At 63.6% G+C, this 20,017-nt stretch carries 17 protein-coding genes; 9 read left to right on the top strand and 8 right to left on the bottom strand.

Annotation, left to right across the window (positions count from 1 at the left end; all coding sequences use genetic code 11):
* Nucleotides 1-35 precede the first annotated feature (35 nt).
* Nucleotides 36-1,271 (top strand): putative DNA modification/repair radical SAM protein, encoded by a 1,236-nt coding sequence (locus NKL06_RS14540; protein WP_023694722.1) that lies wholly within the window; start codon nt 36-38, stop codon nt 1,269-1,271.
* Between the two features lie 2 nt (nt 1,272-1,273).
* Entirely contained in the window at nt 1,274-2,740 is a 1,467-nt protein-coding gene (locus tag NKL06_RS14535; protein WP_023694723.1) for a UdgX family uracil-DNA binding protein, read from the top strand.
* 138 nt (nt 2,741-2,878) lie between these two features.
* On the opposite strand, the gene NKL06_RS14530 is transcribed toward NKL06_RS14535, so the two are convergent.
* From NKL06_RS14530 to NKL06_RS14515, 4 genes are all read right to left on the bottom strand, one after another.
* Entirely contained in the window at nt 2,879-4,159 is a 1,281-nt protein-coding gene (locus NKL06_RS14530) for a glycerate kinase type-2 family protein (protein ID WP_031209106.1), read from the bottom strand.
* 159 nt (nt 4,160-4,318) lie between these two features.
* On the bottom strand, nt 4,319-4,825 hold the full coding sequence (locus NKL06_RS14525; protein WP_023694725.1) for a heme-degrading domain-containing protein: 507 nt from the start codon (nt 4,823-4,825) through the stop codon (nt 4,319-4,321).
* A gap of 312 nt (nt 4,826-5,137) precedes the next feature.
* Nucleotides 5,138-6,454: a guanine deaminase gene (gene guaD, locus NKL06_RS14520; RefSeq protein WP_023694726.1), complete on the bottom strand. Its 1,317-nt coding sequence runs from the start codon at nt 6,452-6,454 to the stop codon at nt 5,138-5,140.
* Between the two features lie 2 nt (nt 6,455-6,456).
* Complete coding sequence (locus tag NKL06_RS14515; protein WP_023694727.1) at nt 6,457-7,674, bottom strand: urate hydroxylase PuuD; 1,218 nt, start codon at nt 7,672-7,674, stop codon at nt 6,457-6,459.
* 135 nt (nt 7,675-7,809) lie between these two features.
* Between NKL06_RS14515 and NKL06_RS14510 the strand changes: the two genes are divergently transcribed.
* The 3 genes from NKL06_RS14510 (at nt 7,810) to NKL06_RS14500 (ending at nt 11,035) form a co-directional block, all read left to right on the top strand.
* The gene (locus NKL06_RS14510) at nt 7,810-8,730 is read left to right on the top strand and encodes a LysR family transcriptional regulator (protein ID WP_023671373.1); all 921 of its coding nucleotides are present in this window, start codon (nt 7,810-7,812) and stop codon (nt 8,728-8,730) included.
* Nucleotides 8,731-8,837: 107 nt separating this feature from the next.
* Nucleotides 8,838-9,779, top strand: coding sequence for an LLM class flavin-dependent oxidoreductase (locus NKL06_RS14505; RefSeq protein ID WP_023703647.1), 942 nt, complete (start codon nt 8,838-8,840; stop codon nt 9,777-9,779).
* Nucleotides 9,776-11,035 carry an LLM class flavin-dependent oxidoreductase gene (locus tag NKL06_RS14500; RefSeq protein WP_023694729.1) on the top strand — a complete coding sequence of 420 codons (1,260 nt, stop codon included), beginning with the start codon at nt 9,776-9,778 and terminating at the stop codon, nt 11,033-11,035. Before NKL06_RS14505 ends, NKL06_RS14500 begins: the two co-directional genes overlap by 4 nt.
* Here NKL06_RS14500 and xdhC read toward each other — a convergent pair.
* The 4 genes from xdhC to uraH form a co-directional block, all read right to left on the bottom strand.
* Nucleotides 11,032-12,054, bottom strand: coding sequence for a xanthine dehydrogenase accessory protein XdhC (xdhC, locus tag NKL06_RS14495; protein WP_023709629.1), 1,023 nt, complete (start codon nt 12,052-12,054; stop codon nt 11,032-11,034). The two genes, NKL06_RS14500 and xdhC, sit on opposite strands and share 4 nt — an antisense overlap.
* A gap of 74 nt (nt 12,055-12,128) precedes the next feature.
* Nucleotides 12,129-14,495 (bottom strand): xanthine dehydrogenase molybdopterin binding subunit, encoded by a 2,367-nt coding sequence (gene xdhB, locus NKL06_RS14490; RefSeq protein ID WP_023694732.1) that lies wholly within the window; start codon nt 14,493-14,495, stop codon nt 12,129-12,131.
* On the bottom strand, nt 14,495-15,976 hold the full coding sequence (xdhA, locus tag NKL06_RS14485; RefSeq protein WP_023694733.1) for a xanthine dehydrogenase small subunit: 1,482 nt from the start codon (nt 15,974-15,976) through the stop codon (nt 14,495-14,497). The genes xdhB and xdhA overlap by 1 nt, the downstream gene beginning before the upstream one ends.
* A 3-nt stretch (nt 15,977-15,979) precedes the next feature.
* Entirely contained in the window at nt 15,980-16,354 is a 375-nt protein-coding gene (gene uraH / locus NKL06_RS14480) for a hydroxyisourate hydrolase (RefSeq protein WP_023694734.1), read from the bottom strand.
* Between the two features lie 184 nt (nt 16,355-16,538).
* On the opposite strand from uraH, the gene puuE reads away from it, so the two are divergent.
* The 4 genes from puuE to NKL06_RS14460 are packed head-to-tail and all read left to right on the top strand — an operon-like array spanning nt 16,539 to nt 19,941.
* On the top strand, nt 16,539-17,957 hold the full coding sequence (gene puuE, locus NKL06_RS14475) for an allantoinase PuuE (RefSeq protein ID WP_023739642.1): 1,419 nt from the start codon (nt 16,539-16,541) through the stop codon (nt 17,955-17,957).
* Between the two features lie 32 nt (nt 17,958-17,989).
* Nucleotides 17,990-18,847 (top strand): bifunctional allantoicase/(S)-ureidoglycine aminohydrolase, encoded by an 858-nt coding sequence (locus NKL06_RS14470; protein ID WP_444849050.1) that lies wholly within the window; start codon nt 17,990-17,992, stop codon nt 18,845-18,847.
* Nucleotides 18,844-19,344 (top strand): ureidoglycolate lyase, encoded by a 501-nt coding sequence (locus tag NKL06_RS14465; protein ID WP_023694737.1) that lies wholly within the window; start codon nt 18,844-18,846, stop codon nt 19,342-19,344. The genes NKL06_RS14470 and NKL06_RS14465 overlap by 4 nt, the downstream gene beginning before the upstream one ends.
* A gap of 3 nt (nt 19,345-19,347) precedes the next feature.
* The gene (locus NKL06_RS14460; protein ID WP_023694738.1) at nt 19,348-19,941 is read left to right on the top strand and encodes a nucleoside deaminase; all 594 of its coding nucleotides are present in this window, start codon (nt 19,348-19,350) and stop codon (nt 19,939-19,941) included.
* The last annotated feature ends 76 nt before the right edge of the window (nt 19,942-20,017 follow it).

The following is a 20,017-nucleotide window of genomic DNA, read 5'->3' as shown; positions in this document are numbered from 1 at the left end:
TGGCGCTGCAGCCTTCAAGAACATATCATGAACGGATGAGCGCGCCCACCGTCCGTGAAAAGCTGGCAATCCTGTCTGACGCCGCCAAATACGACGCCTCCTGTGCTTCGTCCGGCTCGGCGAAGAAGGATTCGCTCCAATCCGGCGGTATCGGCTCCACAGAAGGCATGGGCATCTGCCATTCCTACGCGCCGGATGGCCGCTGCATTTCGCTCCTGAAAATCCTGCTCACCAATTTCTGCATTTACGATTGCAGCTACTGCATCAACCGCTCGTCATCGAATGTGCGCCGCGCCCGCTTTAGCATCGACGAGGTGGTGAAGCTGACCATGGACTTTTATCGGCGCAACTACATCGAAGGCCTGTTCCTGTCCTCCGGCGTCATCCGTTCGCCCGACGAGACCATGGCCGAAATGGTGGAAGTGGCGCGGCGGCTGCGGCTGGACGAAAAATTCTCCGGCTATATTCATCTGAAGACCATTCCGGAAAGCTCGGCCGAACTGGTCGAGCAGGCCGGGCTCTACGCCGATCGGCTGTCTATCAACGTCGAACTGCCGACCGATGAGGGCGTCAAGAAACTGGCGCCGGAGAAGAAGCCGGAAACGATCCGGCTTTCCATGGCGAACCTGCGCCGGAAGATGGAGGAAAAGGCCGAGCCGACGCTGAGGACCAAGAAGCGCGAACGCTTTGCGCCCGGAGGTCAGTCGACGCAGATGATTGTCGGCGCCGACAAAACATCCGACGACGGCATTTTGCACACCAGCGCGCGGCTCTATGGCAGCTATCACCTGCGGCGCGTCTATTATTCCGCCTTCAGCCCAATCCCGGATTCGTCATCGTCGCTGCCGCTGCAAAAACCGCCGCTGATGCGCGAGCACCGGCTCTATCAGGCCGACTGGCTGATGCGTTTCTACGGCTTTTCGCAGCCGGAAATCCTCGCCGGCAGCAGCGACGGCATGCTCGATCTCGCCATTGACCCCAAGCTCGCCTGGGCTTTGCGCAATCGGGCGAGGTTTCCCGTCGACATCAACCGCGCCGATCGGGAAGCGCTGCTGCGGGTTCCGGGTCTGGGCACCAAGGTGGTGGCGAAGATCCTTGAAACCCGCCGCCACCGACGTATGCGGCTGGAAGATGTCGGACGGATCTGCCATTCGATCGCCAAGCTGAGGCCCTTCATCATCGCCGAAGGCTGGTCGCCGGGCGGACTCACCGACAAGACAGGCCTGCGCGATACGATCGTAAAGTCCTGCGAACAACTGTCGCTGTTTTGACCATGCAGCCGGCCCAGCTCGACCTTGCCCGATACACCGTCCGGCTAGCGAGCCAGACCGATTTCGCCGGTTGGCGCGATGCGGCACGGCGTCTGGCGCTGAATGAGGTCCGGCCTGAGGATATTAGTTGGGGTGTCGGGTCCGACGCCAATGATCCTCAAGATGCCTTGCCGGCGGTGCCAGAGGGCGCGCAGCTTACCGTCCCGCGCGAGTTCATCGCCCATGCAGAAACTGCCTTCTGCCACTCCGACCCCGGCCGGTTTGCCTTTCTCTACCGGATGCTTTGGCGCCTTCGCACCGAGCCGAAACTGCTGGCGATCGCATCCGATCCCGACACCAGGCGGCTCGAAGCCATGGAAAAGGCGGTGCGGCGCGACAGCCATAAGATGCATGCCTTCGTACGCTTCCGGAAGATCGGCGACGGCGAGAACGAGCGCTACGTCGCCTGGTTCGAGCCGGAGCATTTCATTGTCGAGCGCAACGCGGATTTCTTCGTCCGGCGGTTCACCGGCATGCGCTGGACCATCCTGACGCCCTATGCCTCCGCCGACTGGAACGGCGAAAGGCTGGCGATCGGGCCGGGTGCGGCCAAGGGCGATGCACCCGATCAGGACGACACCGAGGCGTTGTGGCTGACCTATTTCGAAAACATCTTCAACCCGGCGCGGCTCAAGGTGAAGGCGATGCAGAAGGAGATGCCGAAGAAATATTGGCGGAACCTTCCCGAGGCCTCGCTCATTCCAGATCTGATCGCAGGAGCGGACGAGGCCGCCAGGGATATGATTGCCAGACTGCCGACAATGCCGGCGCCGCACCACGCCAAGCTGCAGGCGAAACATTGGCCGAAGCGCGAGCCGGCCGAGGCGCCGGACGATGACGCCAACACCATTTCCGAGCTACGCGAAGCCGCGAAAGGCTGCCGCCGCTGCCCGTTGTGGCGCGACGCGACACAGACCGTGTTCGGCGAGGGGCCGGATGACGCCAAAGTGGTCTTCGTCGGCGAACAACCTGGCGATCAGGAAGATCTCGCCGGCAAACCTTTTATCGGGCCAGCGGGCAAAGTGTTCGATGCAATTCTCGATGACGCAGGCGTCGACCGGCAAAAAGTCTACGTCACCAACGCCGTCAAGCACTTCAAGTTCGAGCCGCGCGGCAAGCGCCGCATCCACTCGAAGCCAAATACCGGCGAAGTCCAGGCCTGCCGCTGGTGGATCGGCCGGGAGCTTGAGCTGATCAAGCCGGACCTCGCCGTGGCGCTTGGGGCAACGGCGGCGTTGTCGCTGCTGGGCAAGGCCATTGCCGTGACGAAAATGCGCGGCCAGTTGATCGAACGCGAGGATGGCTTGCGCGTGTTCATCACCATCCACCCGTCCTTTATCCTGCGCATTCACGAGCCGACGGACAAGGAGGCTGAGCGCGAGCGGTTCCTAAAGGATATGAAAGAGGTGAAGCGGCTGATGGGGTCGTGAGATGAGCGAAAGCCTCAGCGACATCGTCATCCGCGGGCGGAACAAGGAGCTTCGCTCCTGCTTCGCCCAGGGATGACGAAGCTGAGTGGCTTCACGGTCGTGAATCCAACGTTGGAAACTTCGGCCGCCACGGCCGAATTAACTGATCAGGATTGCCCTCAGATCATTCACATTCGTACCCGTCGGCCCCGGCACGAACAGATCGCCGATCGCGTTGAACGCCGTCCAGGCATTGTTGCCGGCCAGCATCGCCTTGGCGCCGACGCCGGCGGCACGCATGCGCGAGACGGTCGAGCCATCGGCAAAGGCGCCGGCATTGTCTTCCGAGCCATCGATGCCGTCGGTATCGGCGGCCAGTGCATGAATACCTTCCGCGCCGCTGATGCCGATGGCAAAGGCGAGCAGGAATTCGGAGTTGCGGCCGCCCTTGCCCCTTTTTCCGTCAACAGGGGCCCGCAAGGTCACGGTCGTCTCGCCGCCGGACAGGATCAGCACCGGCTTTTTGAACGGCCGGTTGCGCGTCGCCACTTCGCGCGCAATGGCTGCATGCACGCCACCGACCTCGCGCGCCTCGCCCTCGATGGAATCGGAGAGGATGACGGCTTCGATGCCCTGCCGTTTTGCCTCAGCGGCTGCCGCTTCCAGCGACACGCCAGCCGAGGCGATCAGGTGCACTTCATTGCGTGAAAAGCGCTGGTCATCCGGATCTGGCGCATCGGCCTCTGGCGAGTTGATGTGCGCCATGACGGCGTCGGGCAGTTTCATGCCGTAGGCCGCTATCGAGGCCAGCGCATCGGCGCGGTTGCCGGAGTCGGGCACGGTCGGGCCGGAGGCCACCAGCGCCGGGTTGTCTCCGGGAATATCAGAGACAACCAGTGATACCAGTTTGGCCGGCCAGGCGGCAGCTGCCAGCCGGCCGCCCTTGATGGTCGAGAGATGCTTGCGGATTGTGTTCATCGCCGCAATCGGCGCGCCGGAGGCAAGCAGCGCCTCGTTGACGGCGATTTCGTCGGCGAGCGTCAGGCCGGGGGCAGGCGACGGCAGCAGCGCCGATCCTCCTCCCGATATCAGCGCCACTACCAGGTCGTCCGCAGTCAGCCCTTGCACCTTTTCGAGCAGGCGCCGCGACGCCTCAAGACCGGCAGCGTCCGGTACCGGATGTGCCGCCTCGATGATTTCGATGCGCTCGCATCTGGTGCCATAGCCGTAGCGGGTGACGACCAGCCCTTCGATCGGCCCGTCCCACACCTTCTCGAATGCCGCCGCCATCTGCGCCGATCCCTTGCCGGCGCCGATGACGATGGTGCGGCCACTGGGCCTCGCCGGCAGATGATTCCGGATGGTCCGTTCAGGATCGGCAGCGGCAACAGCGGCATTGAAGATCGAGATGAGAAAGGATTTTGGGTCGAGCACGGTTATCCTTGGCCGTAACTGGCGGTTTTCAAACTGAGCAAACGTTGGCGCTGCCCCTCTCCCTTATCCTTTCCCCGTGAAAGACGGGGAGAGCGGGCTTGTCCCTTCTCCCCGTCACTATAGGGGGAGAAGGTGCCGGCAGGCGGATGAGGGGCAGCGGTAGCGTCACGATTTATCTTCCGGCGGCAGCGCCAATTGTGTCCGATCGAGGCCGAGATGATCGCACAGTGCATCGACGACGACGCCGTGGTCCTGGCGTTCCGGCAGGCCGGAGACGGCGATGACGCCGATCACGCCAGCCCCCTTTACAGTCACCGGAAACCCGCCGCCGGCCAGTACGTAATCAGCAATATCCAGCCCCTCGCCGACCTTGAAGGTGCGGTCCGGTCGCTGCTGCTCCAGCACCAGGCGATAGGTGCTCCTGAGGTAGCGCTTGACCACATTGATCTTGCGTCGCGCCCAGTCGGGGTTGGAGGCGTTCGAACCCGGCAGCGCGGCATAGAACAGCGGCCGATCCCACAGCCTGATATCGATGATGATGGGCAGCTTTTCGGCCAGCGCCCGCTCGCGGATCGCCGCGCCGACCTTGAACGCGACGGCCTCGTCGAAGGCCGGGAAGACCAGCGTCTCTTCCTGTTTCTGGATCAGAGCGATGTCGTCCGCGGCGGCCATTTTTGTTCTCCGAAATCGTCACAAATCGTGTGTACGACAAGCTCCGCCCGGTCAAGGTCTCGTCGCGGTGGTGGTCTTGCCCCGCCAGGATCGCCCCCCACTCCGTCGAGCTTCTCTCGACACCTCTCCCCCGATCGACGGGGTAGAGGAAGGGCGCAAAGCTGTCCGAACCGGCGCCCGTCCTCCGAAGCAAAGGCTCCCTTCCTCTCCCTCCGGAGGGGGGAGAGTTGGCGCCGCGAAGCGGCGACGGAGTGGGGGAACCTCTTGGCAACCAGGCGCAATCATCATCTTGTCCCGCGCGGATGATGAGTCCTAACCCGCGATCATATCACTCTTGGCCGGCCGCCCCGCGACATAGACCTCGCGCACGGCACGGTCGTCGCCCAGCGTCTGCAGCAGGAACAGCTCCTCCGCCAGCGTCTCCACAGTCGCCATCCTCAGCCGCATCGCCGGCGTGGCGCGGGCGTCGAGCACGGTGATGTCGGCATCGGTGCCTTCATCCAGCGTGCCGACCTTGTCCGCCATAGACAGCGCCTCGGCATTGCCACGTGTTAATTGCCAGAAGGACTGGAACGGGTTCAGCTTTTCGCCAGTCAGCGCGATCACCTTGTAGCCCTCGTCCATGGTGCGCAGCATCGAATAGTTGGTGCCGCCGCCGACATCGCTGGCCGCGGCGATGCGCAGCGGCTTGTCGCGGCGCCGAAAGCGCTGGTAATCGAACAGGCCGGAGCCGAGGAATAGGTTCGAGGTCGGGCAGAACACCGCCACCGAGCCGCTGTCCGACAGCGCATCGGCCTCGCGTTCCAAGAGATGGATGCAGTGGCCGAACAGGCTCTTTGGCCCCAGCAGGCCATACTGCTCGTAGACATCGGTGTAGTCGCGCGCCTGCGGATAGAGTTTTTGCGTGAAGGCGATTTCGGCGTGGTTTTCCGACAGATGCGTCTGCATATGCAGATCGGGATGCTCGCGGCAGAGCGCGCCCGACATCTCCAACTGTTCGGGCGAAGAGGTGATGGCGAAGCGCGGCGTGATCGCATAAAGCTGGCGGCCCTTGCCGTGCCATTCCGCAATCAGTGCCTTCGTATCGTCATAGCCGGATTGCGGCGTGTCGAGCACGCCTGCCGGCGCGTTTCGATCCATCATCACCTTGCCGGCAATGTTGAGCATGCCGCGCGCATGCGATTCGGCAAAGAACGCTTCGGCAGACGCCTTGTGCACCGAGCAGTAGGCGGCGACCGTCGTCGTGCCGTGGCGCACCATCTCGTCCAGGAACAGCCGGGCGATGCGGCGGCCATGCTGGGCGTTGGCGAATTTGGTCTCTTCGGGAAAGGTGTAGGTGTTCAGCCAGTCGAGCAGTTCGGCGCCGTAGGAGGCAATGACCTGCATCTGCGGGAAATGCGCATGCGCATCGATGAAGCCGGGCAGCAGCAGATGCGGCCGATGATCGATCCTTTTCGCACCGTCGCCCGCTTGCTTTTCGACTTCCGTGTAGCTGCCTGCGGCAACGATCCGGCCGTCGCGGATCAGCAGGCCGCCATCCTCCTCATAGCGCCAGGCGGCATGGTCGTCGATGGCTTCGGGCCAGCGCAAGAAGCTCAGCGTGCGGCCGCGCAGAAGTGTGGAGGTCATCCCTATTTCCCTGCGCCTTCGAACCAGGCGACCAGCAGCGCCCGTTCCTTGTCGCTGATCTGGGTGACGTTGGCGGGCGGCATGGCGTGGCTGCGCCCGGCCTGCAAATAGATTTCACGCGCATGCTCGGCAATGCCGGCGTCGGTGTCGAGCATCACGCCCTTCGGCGCATGGTAGATGCCTTCATAGACCGGCTCGGCCGTATGGCACATCGAGCAGCGGCCAAGCACGGTGTCGCGCACCGCCGGGAAATGCGACGAGGCGATATAGACTTCGGCCGCGGCGGATGCCTTGAGCTCGCCGGTCAGTATTTTCGGCGCTGTCGACAGCCACATGATGATGACGAACAGCACCGCAGCCGCCATCCAGGTCCAGTGCGGGTTGCCGGCACGCTTGTGCACGGTGTTGAAATAGTGCCGGATCAAGACGCCGATGATGAACACCAGCGAGGCGATGACCCAGTTGAACTCCGTCGCAAACGCCAGCGGATAGTGGTTCGACAGCATCAGGAACAGCACGGGCAGCGTCAGGTAATTGTTGTGCAGCGAGCGCTGCTTGGCGATCTTGCCGTATTTCGGGTCGGGCTTGCGGCCGGCAATCAGGTCGGCGACGACGATCTTCTGGTTTGGAATAATCACCATGAAGACATTGGCCGACATGATCGTGGCGGTGATGGCGCCCAGATGCAGGAAAGCGGCGCGGCCGGTGAACAGATTCGTCAGCCCCCAGGCGATGAACACCAGCACGCCATAGAGCACCAGCATCAGTCCGGTGTCACTTTTGCCGAGCGGCGACCGGCAGAGCAGATCGTAGACAACCCAGCCGACGCCGATCGTCGCCATCGACAGCAGGATGCCCACGGGAACCGACATGGACAGAACATTGGGGTCGATCAGGAACAAATCGGCGCCGGCATAGTAGACCACGCACAGCATGGCGAAGCCGGACAGCCAGGTGGCGTAGGATTCCCATTTGAACCAGGTCAGGTGTTCCGGCATTTCGGCCGGCGCCACCAGATATTTCTGGACGTGGTAGAAGCCGCCGCCATGCACCTGCCATTCCTCGCCGAATGCGCCGGCCGGCATGCCGGGGCGCTGGCGCAGGCCAAGGTCGAGCGCGACGAAATAGAAGGACGAGCCGATCCAGGCGATGCCGGTGACGACGTGCAGCCAGCGCACGGCGAAACTCAGCCAGTCCCAGAAAATCGCGAAATCCATCATGTGAAATCGTCCCTGCCGATCGGCTGACTTTACGGTGTGGGGCGCAAACGAAAAGAGGCGAGGTGTACGATGACTTTCAAAAAAAAATGGAAAATACTAGGCTGACCACGTACGCCGCCACATAAAGAGCCACGAATGGCCTATCTCGACAACATCGCCGTCTTCGTCCGCGTCGTCGAGCTTGGTAATCTCTCGGCGGCGGGCCGCGACATGCGCATTTCGCCGGCGGTCGCCTCCAACCGCATCAAGGAGCTGGAAAAACACCTCGGCGTGCGGCTGTTCAACCGCACCACACGGCAATTGATGCCGACGGAGCATGGCACGGTGTTCTACTCCGGCGCCAAGCAGGTGCTGGAGGCGATCACCGAGGCGGAAGCCGCGGTCTCGGCTCTTTCCGGCCAGCCGCGCGGCACCATCAAGGTGACCGCCCCGCTCGGCCTTGGACGGCGGCTGGTGGCGTCGGGCATTCCGGATTTCCACGACAAATACCCCGATATCGAGGTGCGGCTGAGGCTCTCCGACCACAATATCGACATCATGAAGGAAGGCATCGACGTCGCCTTCAAGCTCGGCATCATTGAGGATTCCAGCCTGCGGATGCGCGGCATCATGGAATGTGAACGCGTGCTGGTGGCGGCACCGAAATATCTCGAAGCGCGCGGCGAGCCGGTGGAGCCACAGGAGCTGATCGGCAAGAAGCACGACTGCCTGATGCTGCGCTATTCCGGGGCGCGCGAATATGTCTGGACGCTGCAGACGCCGTCCGGCCCGCAGAAATTCGAGGTGCACGGCCCCTACGACACCGACGATGGCGATGTGCTGACCGGCTGGGCGCTGTCGGGCCGCGGCATCATCAACAAGCCGCGCTTCGAGGTCGAACCCTTCATCCGCGACCGGCGGCTGCAGGTCATCCTGGCCAGCACGCCGCCAACGCCGGTGCAGTTCGCCGCCGTCTATCCGCACAAGAAGCTGCAGGACCCGAAGGTGCGGCTGTTGCTCGACTTCATGGCCGAGCGTTGCCAGCGGCTGATCAAGGATTTGCTAGCCGGCAAGTGAGGGGCTGTTGGCCCAGTCGCCAGGGTTGTCTTACAAGCAGGTGACCTTAGGTTCGCATACGCCGCCCTATGATCGATGGTCCCATGCCGACTGACCAGCAAGCCACAATGCATCTTGCCGTTTCGCTCAACATTACTTCCGGGCAGCCGCTCGGGTTCAGCGACCTGGCCGGCTTTGCCAAGCAAGCGGAAGCGGCGGGGCTGGACATGATTGTCCTCGATGATTCCGCGCCGAACAGCGCCGGGTCGAGTTCTTTCGAAGCGACGACCTTGGTGGCGGCGCTGGCGACGGTGACAAGTCGGATCGGCCTTGTCGCTGCAGCCTCGACGGTGGCTCACCAGCCGTACAATCTGGCGCGCCGTTTTGCTTCGCTCGACATCATCAGCCATGGCCGCGCCGGCTGGCACGCGACCATGGCGCAGGCGCCACGGGAAGCCGCCAATTTCAGCCGGCCGGATGGATTTTCCGACGATGTGTTCCGCCGCCGCACGCAGGAATACATCGGCATCGTTCAGCGCCTGTGGCAGGGCTGGGATGCCGGCGCGCTGCTGTTCGACAAGGCCGGCGGCCGCTTCCACGATCCCGAAAAAATGCACCTGCTCGACCACAAGGGCGAATTTTTCTCCGTGCGCGGGCCGCTGAACGTCGCGCGCTCGCCGCAGGATACGCCGGTGCTGGTGCTGTCCGGCCTGTCCGAGGCCGACCTGGATATCGCCGCCCGCACCGCCGATGTCGTCCTGCTGGACAGACCCACAGAGGACGCCAAGGCGCGCCATGACGATCTCAAGCGCCGCGTTGTGGCCTGCGGACGCGATCCGGGTGCGGTCAAGCTGCTGCTGAACGTTGGCGCAGATGTCGCTGCTAACGCGCTCGAAACATTGTTCAGCTCGCAAAGCTGCGACGGGTTCAACATCGCAATACCGCCTGCCGCGATTGACGGTTTCATCGGCCGCGTGCTGCCGGAATTGCAGCGCCGCGGGCTCGTCCGCCCGGATTATCCCGGCACCACCTTGCGCTCGCATCTCGGACTTGCCGGAGGAGCGCAATGACCCGCCAGATGAAGCTTGGCGCCTTCCTGTGGGCGACGGGCCACCACATCGCCGCCTGGCGTCACCCCAAGGCGTATGTCACGGCAGGCATCGACATCGATCATTACATCCGGCTGGCGCGCACGGCGGAGGCGGCGAAGTTAGACATGGTGTTCTGCGAGGACGCCGCCGGTCTGCGCGAAGCCAATGTCGGCACCGCCAGCCAGACCTCACGCTCGATCGGCTTCGAGCCGATCAGCCTGCTGTCCGCGCTCGCCGTGCAGACCAGCCGCATCGGCCTCGTTTCGACGGCGTCGACCAGCTACAACGAGCCCTACGGTCTGGCGCGCACCTTTCTGTCGCTCGATCATCTGAGTGGTGGCCGGGCTGGCTGGAACCTGGTGACATCGGCCAGCCCCATCGAAGCAGCCAATTTCGGCGCGACGGGCCTGAAACCCCATGCCGACCGCTACGAGCGGGCGCGCGAATTCGCCGAGGTGGTATCAGGACTTTGGCAAGGCAGTGGCTTTCACGGTCACAACGGCCAGAGCTTTTCGGTGCGCGACTCGCTCGACCTGCCGCGCTCGCCGCAGGGCGCGCCGGTGATGGTGCAGGCCGGCGCCTCGGATGTCGGCCGCGACCTTGCCGCCCGCACCGCCGACGTCGTGTTCACGGCGGCGCAGACCCTCGAGGAAGCCAAGGCCTTTTACGACGACCTCAAGGGCCGTATGGCGGGCTATGGGCGGGAACCCGACGACATCAAGATCATGCCCGGCGTCTCCCCGGTGGTGGCAGACACCGAGGCCGAAGCGCGGGAGAAAAAGGAGGAATTGCAGGCGCTGATCCCCGACGATGTCGGCGTGGCGCTACTGTCCAGCTATCTCAGCATCTCCGATCTCGGGAGCTATCCGATCGACGGACCGATGCCCGAACTGCCGGAGACCGAGGGCATGAAAAGCCGCCAGGCGCTGGTCATCCAACAATCGCGCCGCGACGGCCTGTCGATCCGCCAGCTTGCGCGCCATTTCGCCGGCGCACGTGGCCATTGGCGTATCGTCGGCACGCCGGCGCGGATCGCTGACGAATTGCAGGCGCGGTTCGAGGGCGGCGGCGCGGACGGCTTCAACGTCATGCCGTCATACTTCCCCGGCGAGCTCGATGCCTTTGCCACGCTGGTGGTGCCGGAACTGCAGCGGCGCGGACTGTTCCGTCGGGAATACGAAGGCAGCACCTTGCGAGATCATCTTGGCCTGAAGCGGTCGGATAAAAAAGATTAGCCGGCTACCTCTTGGCCTTGCCGCGCCTGCTGGCTTACCGCCGGTGCCGCGCCGTGCGCGACCAGCGCCGTCATGATCTCGGCCGCGGCCAGCGCAGCTATGACCGGTGGGCGCTTGTCCTTGACCGCATCGCCGCCGATCGGCGAGACGAGGCGGGCGAACTCAGCCTCCGTGCCCTCCGCCGATTTCAGGAACCAGTTCCTGAACGTCGCTCTCTTGGTTTTCGAGCCGATCATGCCGACATAGGCCGCGTCGTCGCGCTTCAGCGCTTCGGCGACGATGAGGAAATCCAGCGCATGGTCGTGGGTGAGGATGGCGAAGGCGGTGCCGGCGGGGGCGTTTCGCACCTCGGCCTCGGGCATCGGCGTCAGCCGCGTCTCGACGGTTTCCGGCATGCCTTCCAGCGCTTCGGCCCGCGTCTCGATGACGACACCATGCACGGGAAGAAGTGCTACCGTCGCGGCCAGCGCCCGGCCGACATGGCCGCCGCCGAAGATATAGACATGCGGCAGGTGGGCTTCCTCGGCTTCTGCGGCCGCGATCAGCTCGGCAGTAAGCGCGGCATCGACGACACGGATCAAGACTTCGACGCGCCCGCCGCAGCACTGGCCGATCTCGGGGCCTAGCGGCACGTCAAGCGTGGCGCAGACTTCGTCGAAGCCGATGCGGGCTTCTTTACCCTCCCCCTTGTGGGGAGGGTCGGTGAGCGGACGCCGTGTGGCGGCGTCAGCGAAACGGGGTGGCTTGGCACGATCGTCCGCACCCCCACCCCGGCCGGCTTCGCCGGCCGACCCTCCCCACAAGGGGGAGGGTGAAGACCCCACCATCTGCCTCGCCTTGTCGATCGCCATGTACTCGAGCTGACCGCCGCCGATCGTGCCAAAAATCGCCGCCTGCGATACGAGCATGAAGGCGCCCTTCTCGCGCGGGGTCGAGCCTTTGGTGCCGGCCACTTCGACCAGAGCAAGCCGGCCGGCGCTGGCGAGAAAAGCTCTGAGCCTTTGCACTTTCGACTTCATATTTCGCATTCCCGTACGGGAAATATAGGGTTTTTCAGTCTGAATTGCACGTTTTGCCAGAATCCAGGTCAGAGTCAGGCGCTATTCTTGGCTTCACCCTTCAGCCGTTCGATCGCCATCAGCACCCGTTCTGGTGTTGCAGGAGCGTCGAGACGCGGACAGACCTTATGATCGGCCACACTTGCCACCGCGTCCGACAGCGCATGCAGCACAGACATGCCGAGCGGGAAGGGCGGTTCGCCGACCGCCTTGGAACGGTGCACCGTCGGCTCGTTGGCCTCCGGCCAGTCGGCCAGCGTGACGTTGAATATCTTCGGCCGGTCGGACGCGAGCGGGATCTTATAGGTCGACGGCGCATGCGTGCGCAGCCGGCCCTTGTCGTCCCACCACAGCTCCTCCGTCGTCAGCCAGCCCATGCCCTGGATGAAGCCGCCCTCGATCTGGCCGAGATCGATGGCGCGGTTCAGCGAGCGGCCGGTTTCATGCAATATGTCGGTGCGCTCGACGACATATTCGCCGGTCAGCGTGTCGACCGAGACTTCCGAGCACGAGGCGCCATAGGCGAAATAATAGAACGGACGGCCCTCGCCCTTGTCACGGTTCCAGTGGATTTTCGGCGTCTTGTAAAAACCCGCCGCCGACAGTTGGATGCGGGCCATATAGGCCTGCTTGACAAGGTCGGTGAAGGCGATCTCCTGGTTGCCGATGCGCACCCGGTTGGGCAGGAAAAGCACCTGCTCGCGCGGCACCTGGTATTTTTCGGCGGCGAAGTCGGTCAGCCGTTCCTTGATCTGGCGGGCGCCGTTCTGCGCCGCCATGCCGTTGAGGTCGGTGCCGGACGACGCCGCGGTGGCCGAAGTGTTGGGCACCTTGCCGGTGGTCGTCGCGGTGATCTTGACCTGGTCGAGGTCGATCTGGAACTCTTCCGCCACCACCTGCGCCACCTTGACGTAGAGGCCTTGCCCCATCTCGGTGCCGCCGTGATTCAGATGCACCGAACCGTCTGTGTAGACATGCACCAGCGCGCCGGCCTGGTTGTAGTGGGTGGCTGTGAAAGAGATGCCGAATTTGACCGGCGTCAGCGCCAGGCCGCGCTTGATGAAGCGGCTGTTGGCGTTGAAGGCCTGGATGATGCGGCGGCGCCCCGCATAGTCGGCGCTCGCCTCCAGCTCGGCGACGATGCGGTGGATGATGTTGTCCTCGACCGTCTGGTGATAAGGGGTGACGTTGCGGCCCCCGTCTTTATCACCACTGGTGCCATAAAAATTCTGCTTGCGGATTTCGAGCGGGTCCTTGCCGACGGCAAAGGCAACCTCGTCGATGACCCGTTCGGCGCCGACCATGCCCTGCGGGCCGCCGAAGCCGCGAAACGCCGTGTTCGACACGGTGTTGGTGTAAAGCGGCGCCGATTGCGCATGCACCGCCGGCCAGAAATAGGTGTTGTCGCAATGGAACAGCGCGCGGTCGGTGACCGGTCCGGACAGGTCCGAGGAAAAGCCGCAACGCGCCGCGAACATGAAATCGACGCCTAAAATGTTGCCGTCGTCGTCGAAGCCAACGTCGTAGTCGACAAGGAAATCATGGCGCTTGCCGGTGGCGATCATGTCGTCGTCGCGGTCGGGCCGGATTTTTACCGCGCGATGGTGTTTCTTGGCGGCGATCGCCGCCAATGCCGCAAACTGGTTGCCTTGCGTCTCCTTCCCGCCGAAGCCGCCACCCATGCGGCGGATTTCCACTGTGATGGCGTTGCTCGGCACGCCCAGCGCATGGCTGACCATATGCTGCACTTCGCTCGGATGCTGGGTCGAGGAATAGATGGTGACGTCCTGGTCCTCGCCGGGAATGGCCACGGCGATATGGCCTTCCAGATAGAAATGCTCCTGGCCGCCGATGCGCATCTTGCCCTTCAGCCGGCGCGGCGCCGCCTTGATCGCGGCAGCGGCATCGCCACGCTTCAGCGTGAGCGGCGGCGTGACCAGCTTGTCCTTGCGGGGGTCGAGGTCGCCAATGTCGGTGACGAAAGGCAATGGACTGTATTCGACCTTGGCCAGCCGGGTGGCGCGGCGCGCCTGTTCGCGCGTCTTGGCAATGACGCAGAAGATCGGCTGACCATAAAACTGCACCTTGTCGTCGGCCAGCACCGGCTCGTCGTGGCGGCCGGTCGGCGAAATGTCATTTTCGCCCGGAACGTCCTTGGCCGTCAGCACATCGACGACGCCCGGCGCCGCGCGCACCGCCGACAGATCCATTTTGCTGATCGTCGCATGCGTCGCCGTGGACAGGCCGAGGCAGCCATGCAGCATGCCCGCCGGTTCCGGCATATCGTCGATATAGACCGCGCTGCCGCTGACATGCTTGTGCGCGGAATCGTGGCGCTGGTCGGCGGCGACGCCACCGGAAATCTTCTGCGCCTTGAGATCTGGAGAGGCGTGCTTGTTCATCAGGCCGCCTCGTTGCGTGACACCTGGAACGGCGCCTTGCTGCCGCTGGTTTCGGCAAAAAAGCGCAGCAGCAGGTTCCTGGCCGCCAGCGCCCGGTATTCGGCCGATGCCCGCATATCGGTCAGCGGGGTGAAATCGCCGGCATATTCAGCCATGGCCGCTTCCACCGTCGTCTCCGTCCACGGCTTGCCGAGCAGCGCTTTTTCGACACCGAAAGCCCGCTTTGGGGTCGCCGCCATGCCGCCATAGGCGATGCAGACATCGGCCACCGTGCCATCCTTGGCCAGGTCGAGGAAAAAGGCGCCAAGGGCTGCGGTGATGTCCTCGTCGCGGCGCTTGGTGATCTTGTAGACGGCAAACTTCGTGCCCTTGGCCGGCACGGGAACGTGCACGGCCTCGACGAATTCGCCTGGCTGCCGGTCCTGCTTGCCATAGGCGATGAAGAAATCCTCGAGCGCGATGGTGCGCCGCTTCTTGCCGCGGCGCAGCGTCAGTTGCGCACCAAGCGCGATCAGGGGCGGCGGCGTGTCGCCGATCGGCGAGCCATTGGCGATGTTGCCGCCGATGGTGCCCATGTTTCGTACCTGTTCGCCGCCGATGCGGTCGAACAATGGCCCGAGCGCGGGGATGCGCTTGGCCAGTGTCGCGAAGGCGTCGGTGTAGGTAACGCCGGCTCCGATGGTGATGACGTCATTGTCTTCGGAGATCGCGCACAGCCCCTCGAGATTGCCGATGAAGACTACCGGTGAGATGTCGCGCATGTGCTTGGTGACCCACAGGCCGACGTCGGTCGAGCCGGCGACAACAGTGGCGTCGGGTTCCTTATCCAGTACAGCGGCGAAATCATCGGCGTTGGCCGGGACGACCAACCTCAGCTTGCCGGCGCCGATTTCGACGCGGGCACCGTCATGCATAGCCTCGAGCCTGGCGGTGATCGCCTTGCGCTCGGCCGCCAGCGGATCCTTCGCCGCCTTGCCGTAGCTGGAGATGGCACGCGCGGCGCGCATGATTGCCTCATAGCCGGTGCAGCGGCAAAGATTGCCTTGCAAGGCCTTCTCGATCGCCGCATTCGACGGGTCCGGCGACTTCATCCACAAGCCGTAGAGCGACATGACGAAGCCCGGCGTGCAGAAGCCGCATTGCGAAGCGTGGAAATCGACCATCGCCTGCTGCACCGGATGCAATTGGCCAGGCGCGCCGCGCAGATGCTCGACGGTGACGACATGGGTGCCGTCGAGCGAACCGAGGAAACGGATGCAGGCGTTGACGCTTTCATAAACCAGCTTGCCGGCGGACAATTTTCCGACCAGGACCGTGCAGGCGCCGCAATCGCCCTCGGCGCAGCCTTCCTTGGTGCCGCGCAGCGAGCGGTCGAGCCGCAGCCAGTCGAGCAAGGTCGCGTCGGGCGCCACCGACGACAGCGCGACATCCCTGCCATTGAGGATGAAGCGGATCTCGTTGCGTATTGTGATCTTGGCCATGCGTCAGCTCCCCCTGTAGGTCGAGTAGCCATAAGGAGAGATAAGCAACGGCACATGATAATGCACGGATTCCGCCATGCCGAAGCGGATCGGCACACTGTCGAGGAAGGCCGGTTCCGGCAGTTTGGTGCCCTGGCCGCGTAGATAGTCACCGGCGGCGAACACCAGTTCGTATTCGCCGAGGCGGAATTCCGCTCCTGCCAGCAGCGGCGCATCGCAGCGGCCGTCGGCATTTGTGACGACGGTCTTCAAATGTATCCGCGCGTCGCTCTCAAGATGATAAAGCGCGATCGACAGGCCCGCCGCCGGCTTGCCGGTCGCGGTGTCGAGCACATGCGTCGTCAGACGTCCGCCATCGGCTTTCGACGTTTCTGCCACTGGCGCCTCCCATTTCCGATACAGCCGAACAAAGCAGTGAATTGTGCGCCAATTAAAGGCGATGCATAAGTCCCGGTCGAGCGGAGTGGCACAAAAACACTTTCAAAAATTTCGGGGGAATGCGCGAGCAACCCTTTCGACTATCCTGATCACAACTTCCGGCAGCGTCCGGCGGGGAGGGGCAATGCGTTACTCTAGAGACATGCGCGGCTACGGAGCCAATCCGCCGGATCCGAAATGGCCGGGCGGTGCGCATGTGGCCGTCCAATTCGTCGTCAACTACGAGGAAGGCGGCGAGAACTGCGTGCTGCACGGCGACAAGGCCTCGGAAGCCTTCCTGTCGGAAATCGTCGGCGCCGCGCCCTGGGTCGGCCTGCGCCACTGGAACATGGAATCGATCTACGAATATGGCGCGCGGGCAGGCTTCTGGCGGCTGCTGCGCCTGTTCAGCGAGGCGCAAGTGCCGGTGACCTGCTATGGGGTCGCCTCAGCATTAGCCCGGTCGCCCGACCAGGTGGCGGCGATGCAGGAGGCCGGCTGGGAAATGGCCTCGCACGGCCTGAAATGGATCGACTACCGCGACCACAGCGCCGAGGACGAGCGCCGCGACCTCGAAGCGGCGATCAAGCTGCACTACGAGGTGACGGGCCAACGGCCGACCGGCTGGTACACCGGCCGCACCTCGGTCAATACGGTGGGGTTGGTGGCCGAAGAGGGCGGCTTCGACTATGTGTCGGACACTTATGACGACGAACTGCCCTACTGGTTCGAGCACAGCGGCGGCGCGCAACTCGTCATCCCCTACACGCTCGATGCCAACGACATGCGTTTCGCCACGCCGCAGGGATTCAATTCCGGCGACCAGTTCTTCGCCTATTTGAAGGACAGTTTCGACACGCTCTTTGCCGAGGGCAAAGCGGGCCGGCCGCGGATGATGAACATCGGCCTGCATTGCCGCCTCGTCGGACGTCCTGGTCGGGTGGCGGCGCTGAAGCGCTTCGTCGACTATGTGAAATCGCACGACAAGGTCTGGCTGGCGCGGCGGATCGATATCGCCAGGCACTGGCAGAAGAACCACCCCTACCAGCCGGCGGCGCTCAAGCCGTCGAAGATGGAGTTCGAAACCTTCGTCGACACTTTCGGCGGCGTGTTCGAACATTCGCCCTGGATCGCCGAACGTGCCTATGAGCTGGAGCTTGGGCCGGCGCATGACAGCGCCGGCGGCCTGCACAATGCGCTCTGCCGCGTCTTCCGCGCCGCCAGCGAAACCGAGCGGATCGGCGTCCTCAACGCCCATCCCGATCTCGCTGGCAAACTGGCCGAAGCGAGACGCCTCACTGCGGAATCCACACGCGAGCAGGCCTCCGCCGGCCTCGACGCGCTGACCGACAAGGAGCGCGAGCTGTTTTCCAAGCTCAACGCCGCTTACGTCACCACCTTCGGCTTTCCCTTCATCATCGCGGTGCGGGGCAAGACCAAGGAGGAGATCCTCGCCGAGTTCGAGGCGCGCATCGGCAACAGCCGTGGCGTAGAACTCGATACCGCCTGCAAACAGGTCGAGCGCATCGCGCTGCTCCGCCTGAAAGACATGCTCCCGCTCTAATGAAATGACTGAGGGGTCAGGACCCAATGGATATGATCAAGACTGACCAGAAAACCTATTATGCACCGCATGGCGGCCATCCCGGCCAAAATGAGCTTTTGACCGGCCGCGCCGTCTTCACCGAAGCGTATGCCGTCATCCCCAAGGGGGTGATGCAAGACATCGTCACCAGCCCACTGCCGTTCTGGGACGAGACCAGGGCCTGGATCATCGCGAGGCCGCTGTCGGGCTTTGCTGAGACATTTTCGCAGTACATCGTCGAGATCCTGCCTGGCGGCGGCAGCGACCGGCCCGAGCCGGACGCCGGCGCCGAGGGCGTGCTGTTCGTGGTCGAGGGCGAGTTGACCGTTTCGCTGGCCGGCAAGAAGCACGTGCTTCAAGCCGGCGGTTTTGCCTTCCTGCCGCCGGCCAGCGGCTGGACGGTGCGCAACGAAAGTCGCGACGCCGTACGCTTCCACTGGATCAGGAAGGCCTATGAGGCCGTCGACGGCATCGGCGCGCCGGAAGCCCTGTTCAGCAGTGACCAGCAAGTGGCGCCGACGCCGATGCCCGGCACCGAGGGCCGCTGGGCGACCACCCGTTTCGTCGATCCGGCCGACATGCGCCACGACATGCATGTCACCATCGTCACGCTCGAGCCCGGCGCCGTCATCCCGTTTGCCGAGACGCATGTCATGGAGCACGGGCTCTATGTCTTGGAAGGCAAGGCGGTCTACCGCCTCAACCAGGACTGGGTCGAGGTCGAGGCCGGCGACTTTATGTGGCTGCGCGCCTTCTGCCCGCAGGCCTGCTACGCGGGCGGCCCAGGCAAATTCCGCTATCTCCTTTACAAGGACGTCAACCGGCACGCCAAGCTCGGCGGGGCGGGCATTGGCGGTCGCGCGCGGTGACCCGCATCACAGCGCGGCCGCTGACCCGCGAAAGCTTTGCCGGCTTCGGCGATGTCATCGACATGGGCGGCGGCAATCACTACCCGATCAATGGCGGCAAGACCGAGCGCTACCACAATCTCGCCACCGCTGAAGCCGCGGGACCGAATGCCTGCGTGCTGATCTCGATGGCGCGCGGCACGCCTTACGACCTGCCGCTGAAGCTGACCATGGTCGAGCGCCATCCCTTAGGCAGCCAGGCGTTCATCCCGCTGTCGCCGCGGCCTTTCCTGGTCGTCGTCTGCCATGACGGCAAGGACGGTCCGGGCGAGCCGCACGCCTTCATCACCGCACCCGGGCAAGGCGTCAACTATCCGCGCAATCTCTGGCACGGCGTGCTGACGCCGCTCGGCGAAGCGCAGGATTTCGTCATCGTCGACCGCGGCGGTGACGGCTCCAACCTCGAAGAGTTCCATTTCTCGCACCCCTACGAAATCCATCTCCCCAACGAGACCTGAGACATGACCGACATATCGCTGATCGACCGCCTGCTCGATGTCATCGAGCACGACATCGTGCCGAAAACGGCAGAGGGCGTGGCCCATGGGAACAAGCTGTTCGGCGCCGCCATCCTGCGGAAGGGCGACCGCTCGCTGGTGCTGGCCGAAACCAACAACGAGATGGAAAATCCGCTCTGGCATGGCGAGGTGCACTGCCTGAAGCGTTTCTATGAAATGCCGAAAGCCGAGCGCGTCGACACCAAGGACGCCATCTTCATCGCCACGCATGAGCCCTGCTCGCTCTGCCTGTCGGCGATCACCTGGACCGGCTTCGACAATTTCTACTACCTCTTCAGCCACGAGGATTCACGCGACAGCTTTGCGATCCCGCACGATCTGAAAATCCTGAAAGAGGTCTTCACTCTTGATCCCGGCGGCTACAATGCCGAGAACACTTATTGGAAGAGTTTTTCCATTCGCAGGCTGGTGCGGGCGCTGCCCGAGGCCGAGCGCGGCCGGCTTGAGGCAAGGATCGGCAATATTTCCACCCGCTACGACGCGCTTTCCGGCGTCTATCAGGACAGCAAGGCCGAAAACGAGATTCCGCTGAACTGAGGTCGTGAAGCAGGCTGCGGCCAGGTCGCATTTTTCACTGCTCCAGTCGCGAATGGCGATTGAAAGTCTTGGCATA

The organism is Mesorhizobium sp. C268A, from assembly GCF_040324475.1.
Lineage (GTDB): Bacteria > Pseudomonadota > Alphaproteobacteria > Rhizobiales > Rhizobiaceae > Mesorhizobium.
Note: the sequence above shows the minus strand (reverse complement) of the source record. Positions and strands in the feature narration are given on the sequence as shown.

Coding starts and splice junctions, on each gene's coding strand:
- NKL06_RS14540 (WP_023694722.1), top strand. CDS start 36: ATGAGCGCGCCCACCGTCCGTGAAAAGCTGGCAATCCTGTCTGACGCC.
- NKL06_RS14535 (WP_023694723.1), top strand. CDS start 1,274: ATGCAGCCGGCCCAGCTCGACCTTGCCCGATACACCGTCCGGCTAGCG.
- NKL06_RS14525 (WP_023694725.1), bottom strand. CDS start 4,825: ATGGCCGCCGCGGACGACATCGCTCTGATCCAGAAACAGGAAGAGACG.
- guaD (WP_023694726.1), bottom strand. CDS start 6,454: ATGACCTCCACACTTCTGCGCGGCCGCACGCTGAGCTTCTTGCGCTGG.
- NKL06_RS14515 (WP_023694727.1), bottom strand. CDS start 7,674: ATGATGGATTTCGCGATTTTCTGGGACTGGCTGAGTTTCGCCGTGCGC.
- NKL06_RS14510 (WP_023671373.1), top strand. CDS start 7,810: ATGGCCTATCTCGACAACATCGCCGTCTTCGTCCGCGTCGTCGAGCTT.
- NKL06_RS14505 (WP_023703647.1), top strand. CDS start 8,838: ATGCATCTTGCCGTTTCGCTCAACATTACTTCCGGGCAGCCGCTCGGG.
- NKL06_RS14500 (WP_023694729.1), top strand. CDS start 9,776: ATGACCCGCCAGATGAAGCTTGGCGCCTTCCTGTGGGCGACGGGCCAC.
- xdhC (WP_023709629.1), bottom strand. CDS start 12,054: ATGAAGTCGAAAGTGCAAAGGCTCAGAGCTTTTCTCGCCAGCGCCGGC.
- xdhB (WP_023694732.1), bottom strand. CDS start 14,495: ATGAACAAGCACGCCTCTCCAGATCTCAAGGCGCAGAAGATTTCCGGT.
- xdhA (WP_023694733.1), bottom strand. CDS start 15,976: ATGGCCAAGATCACAATACGCAACGAGATCCGCTTCATCCTCAATGGC.
- puuE (WP_023739642.1), top strand. CDS start 16,539: ATGCGTTACTCTAGAGACATGCGCGGCTACGGAGCCAATCCGCCGGAT.
- NKL06_RS14470 (WP_444849050.1), top strand. CDS start 17,990: ATGATCAAGACTGACCAGAAAACCTATTATGCACCGCATGGCGGCCAT.
- NKL06_RS14460 (WP_023694738.1), top strand. CDS start 19,348: ATGACCGACATATCGCTGATCGACCGCCTGCTCGATGTCATCGAGCAC.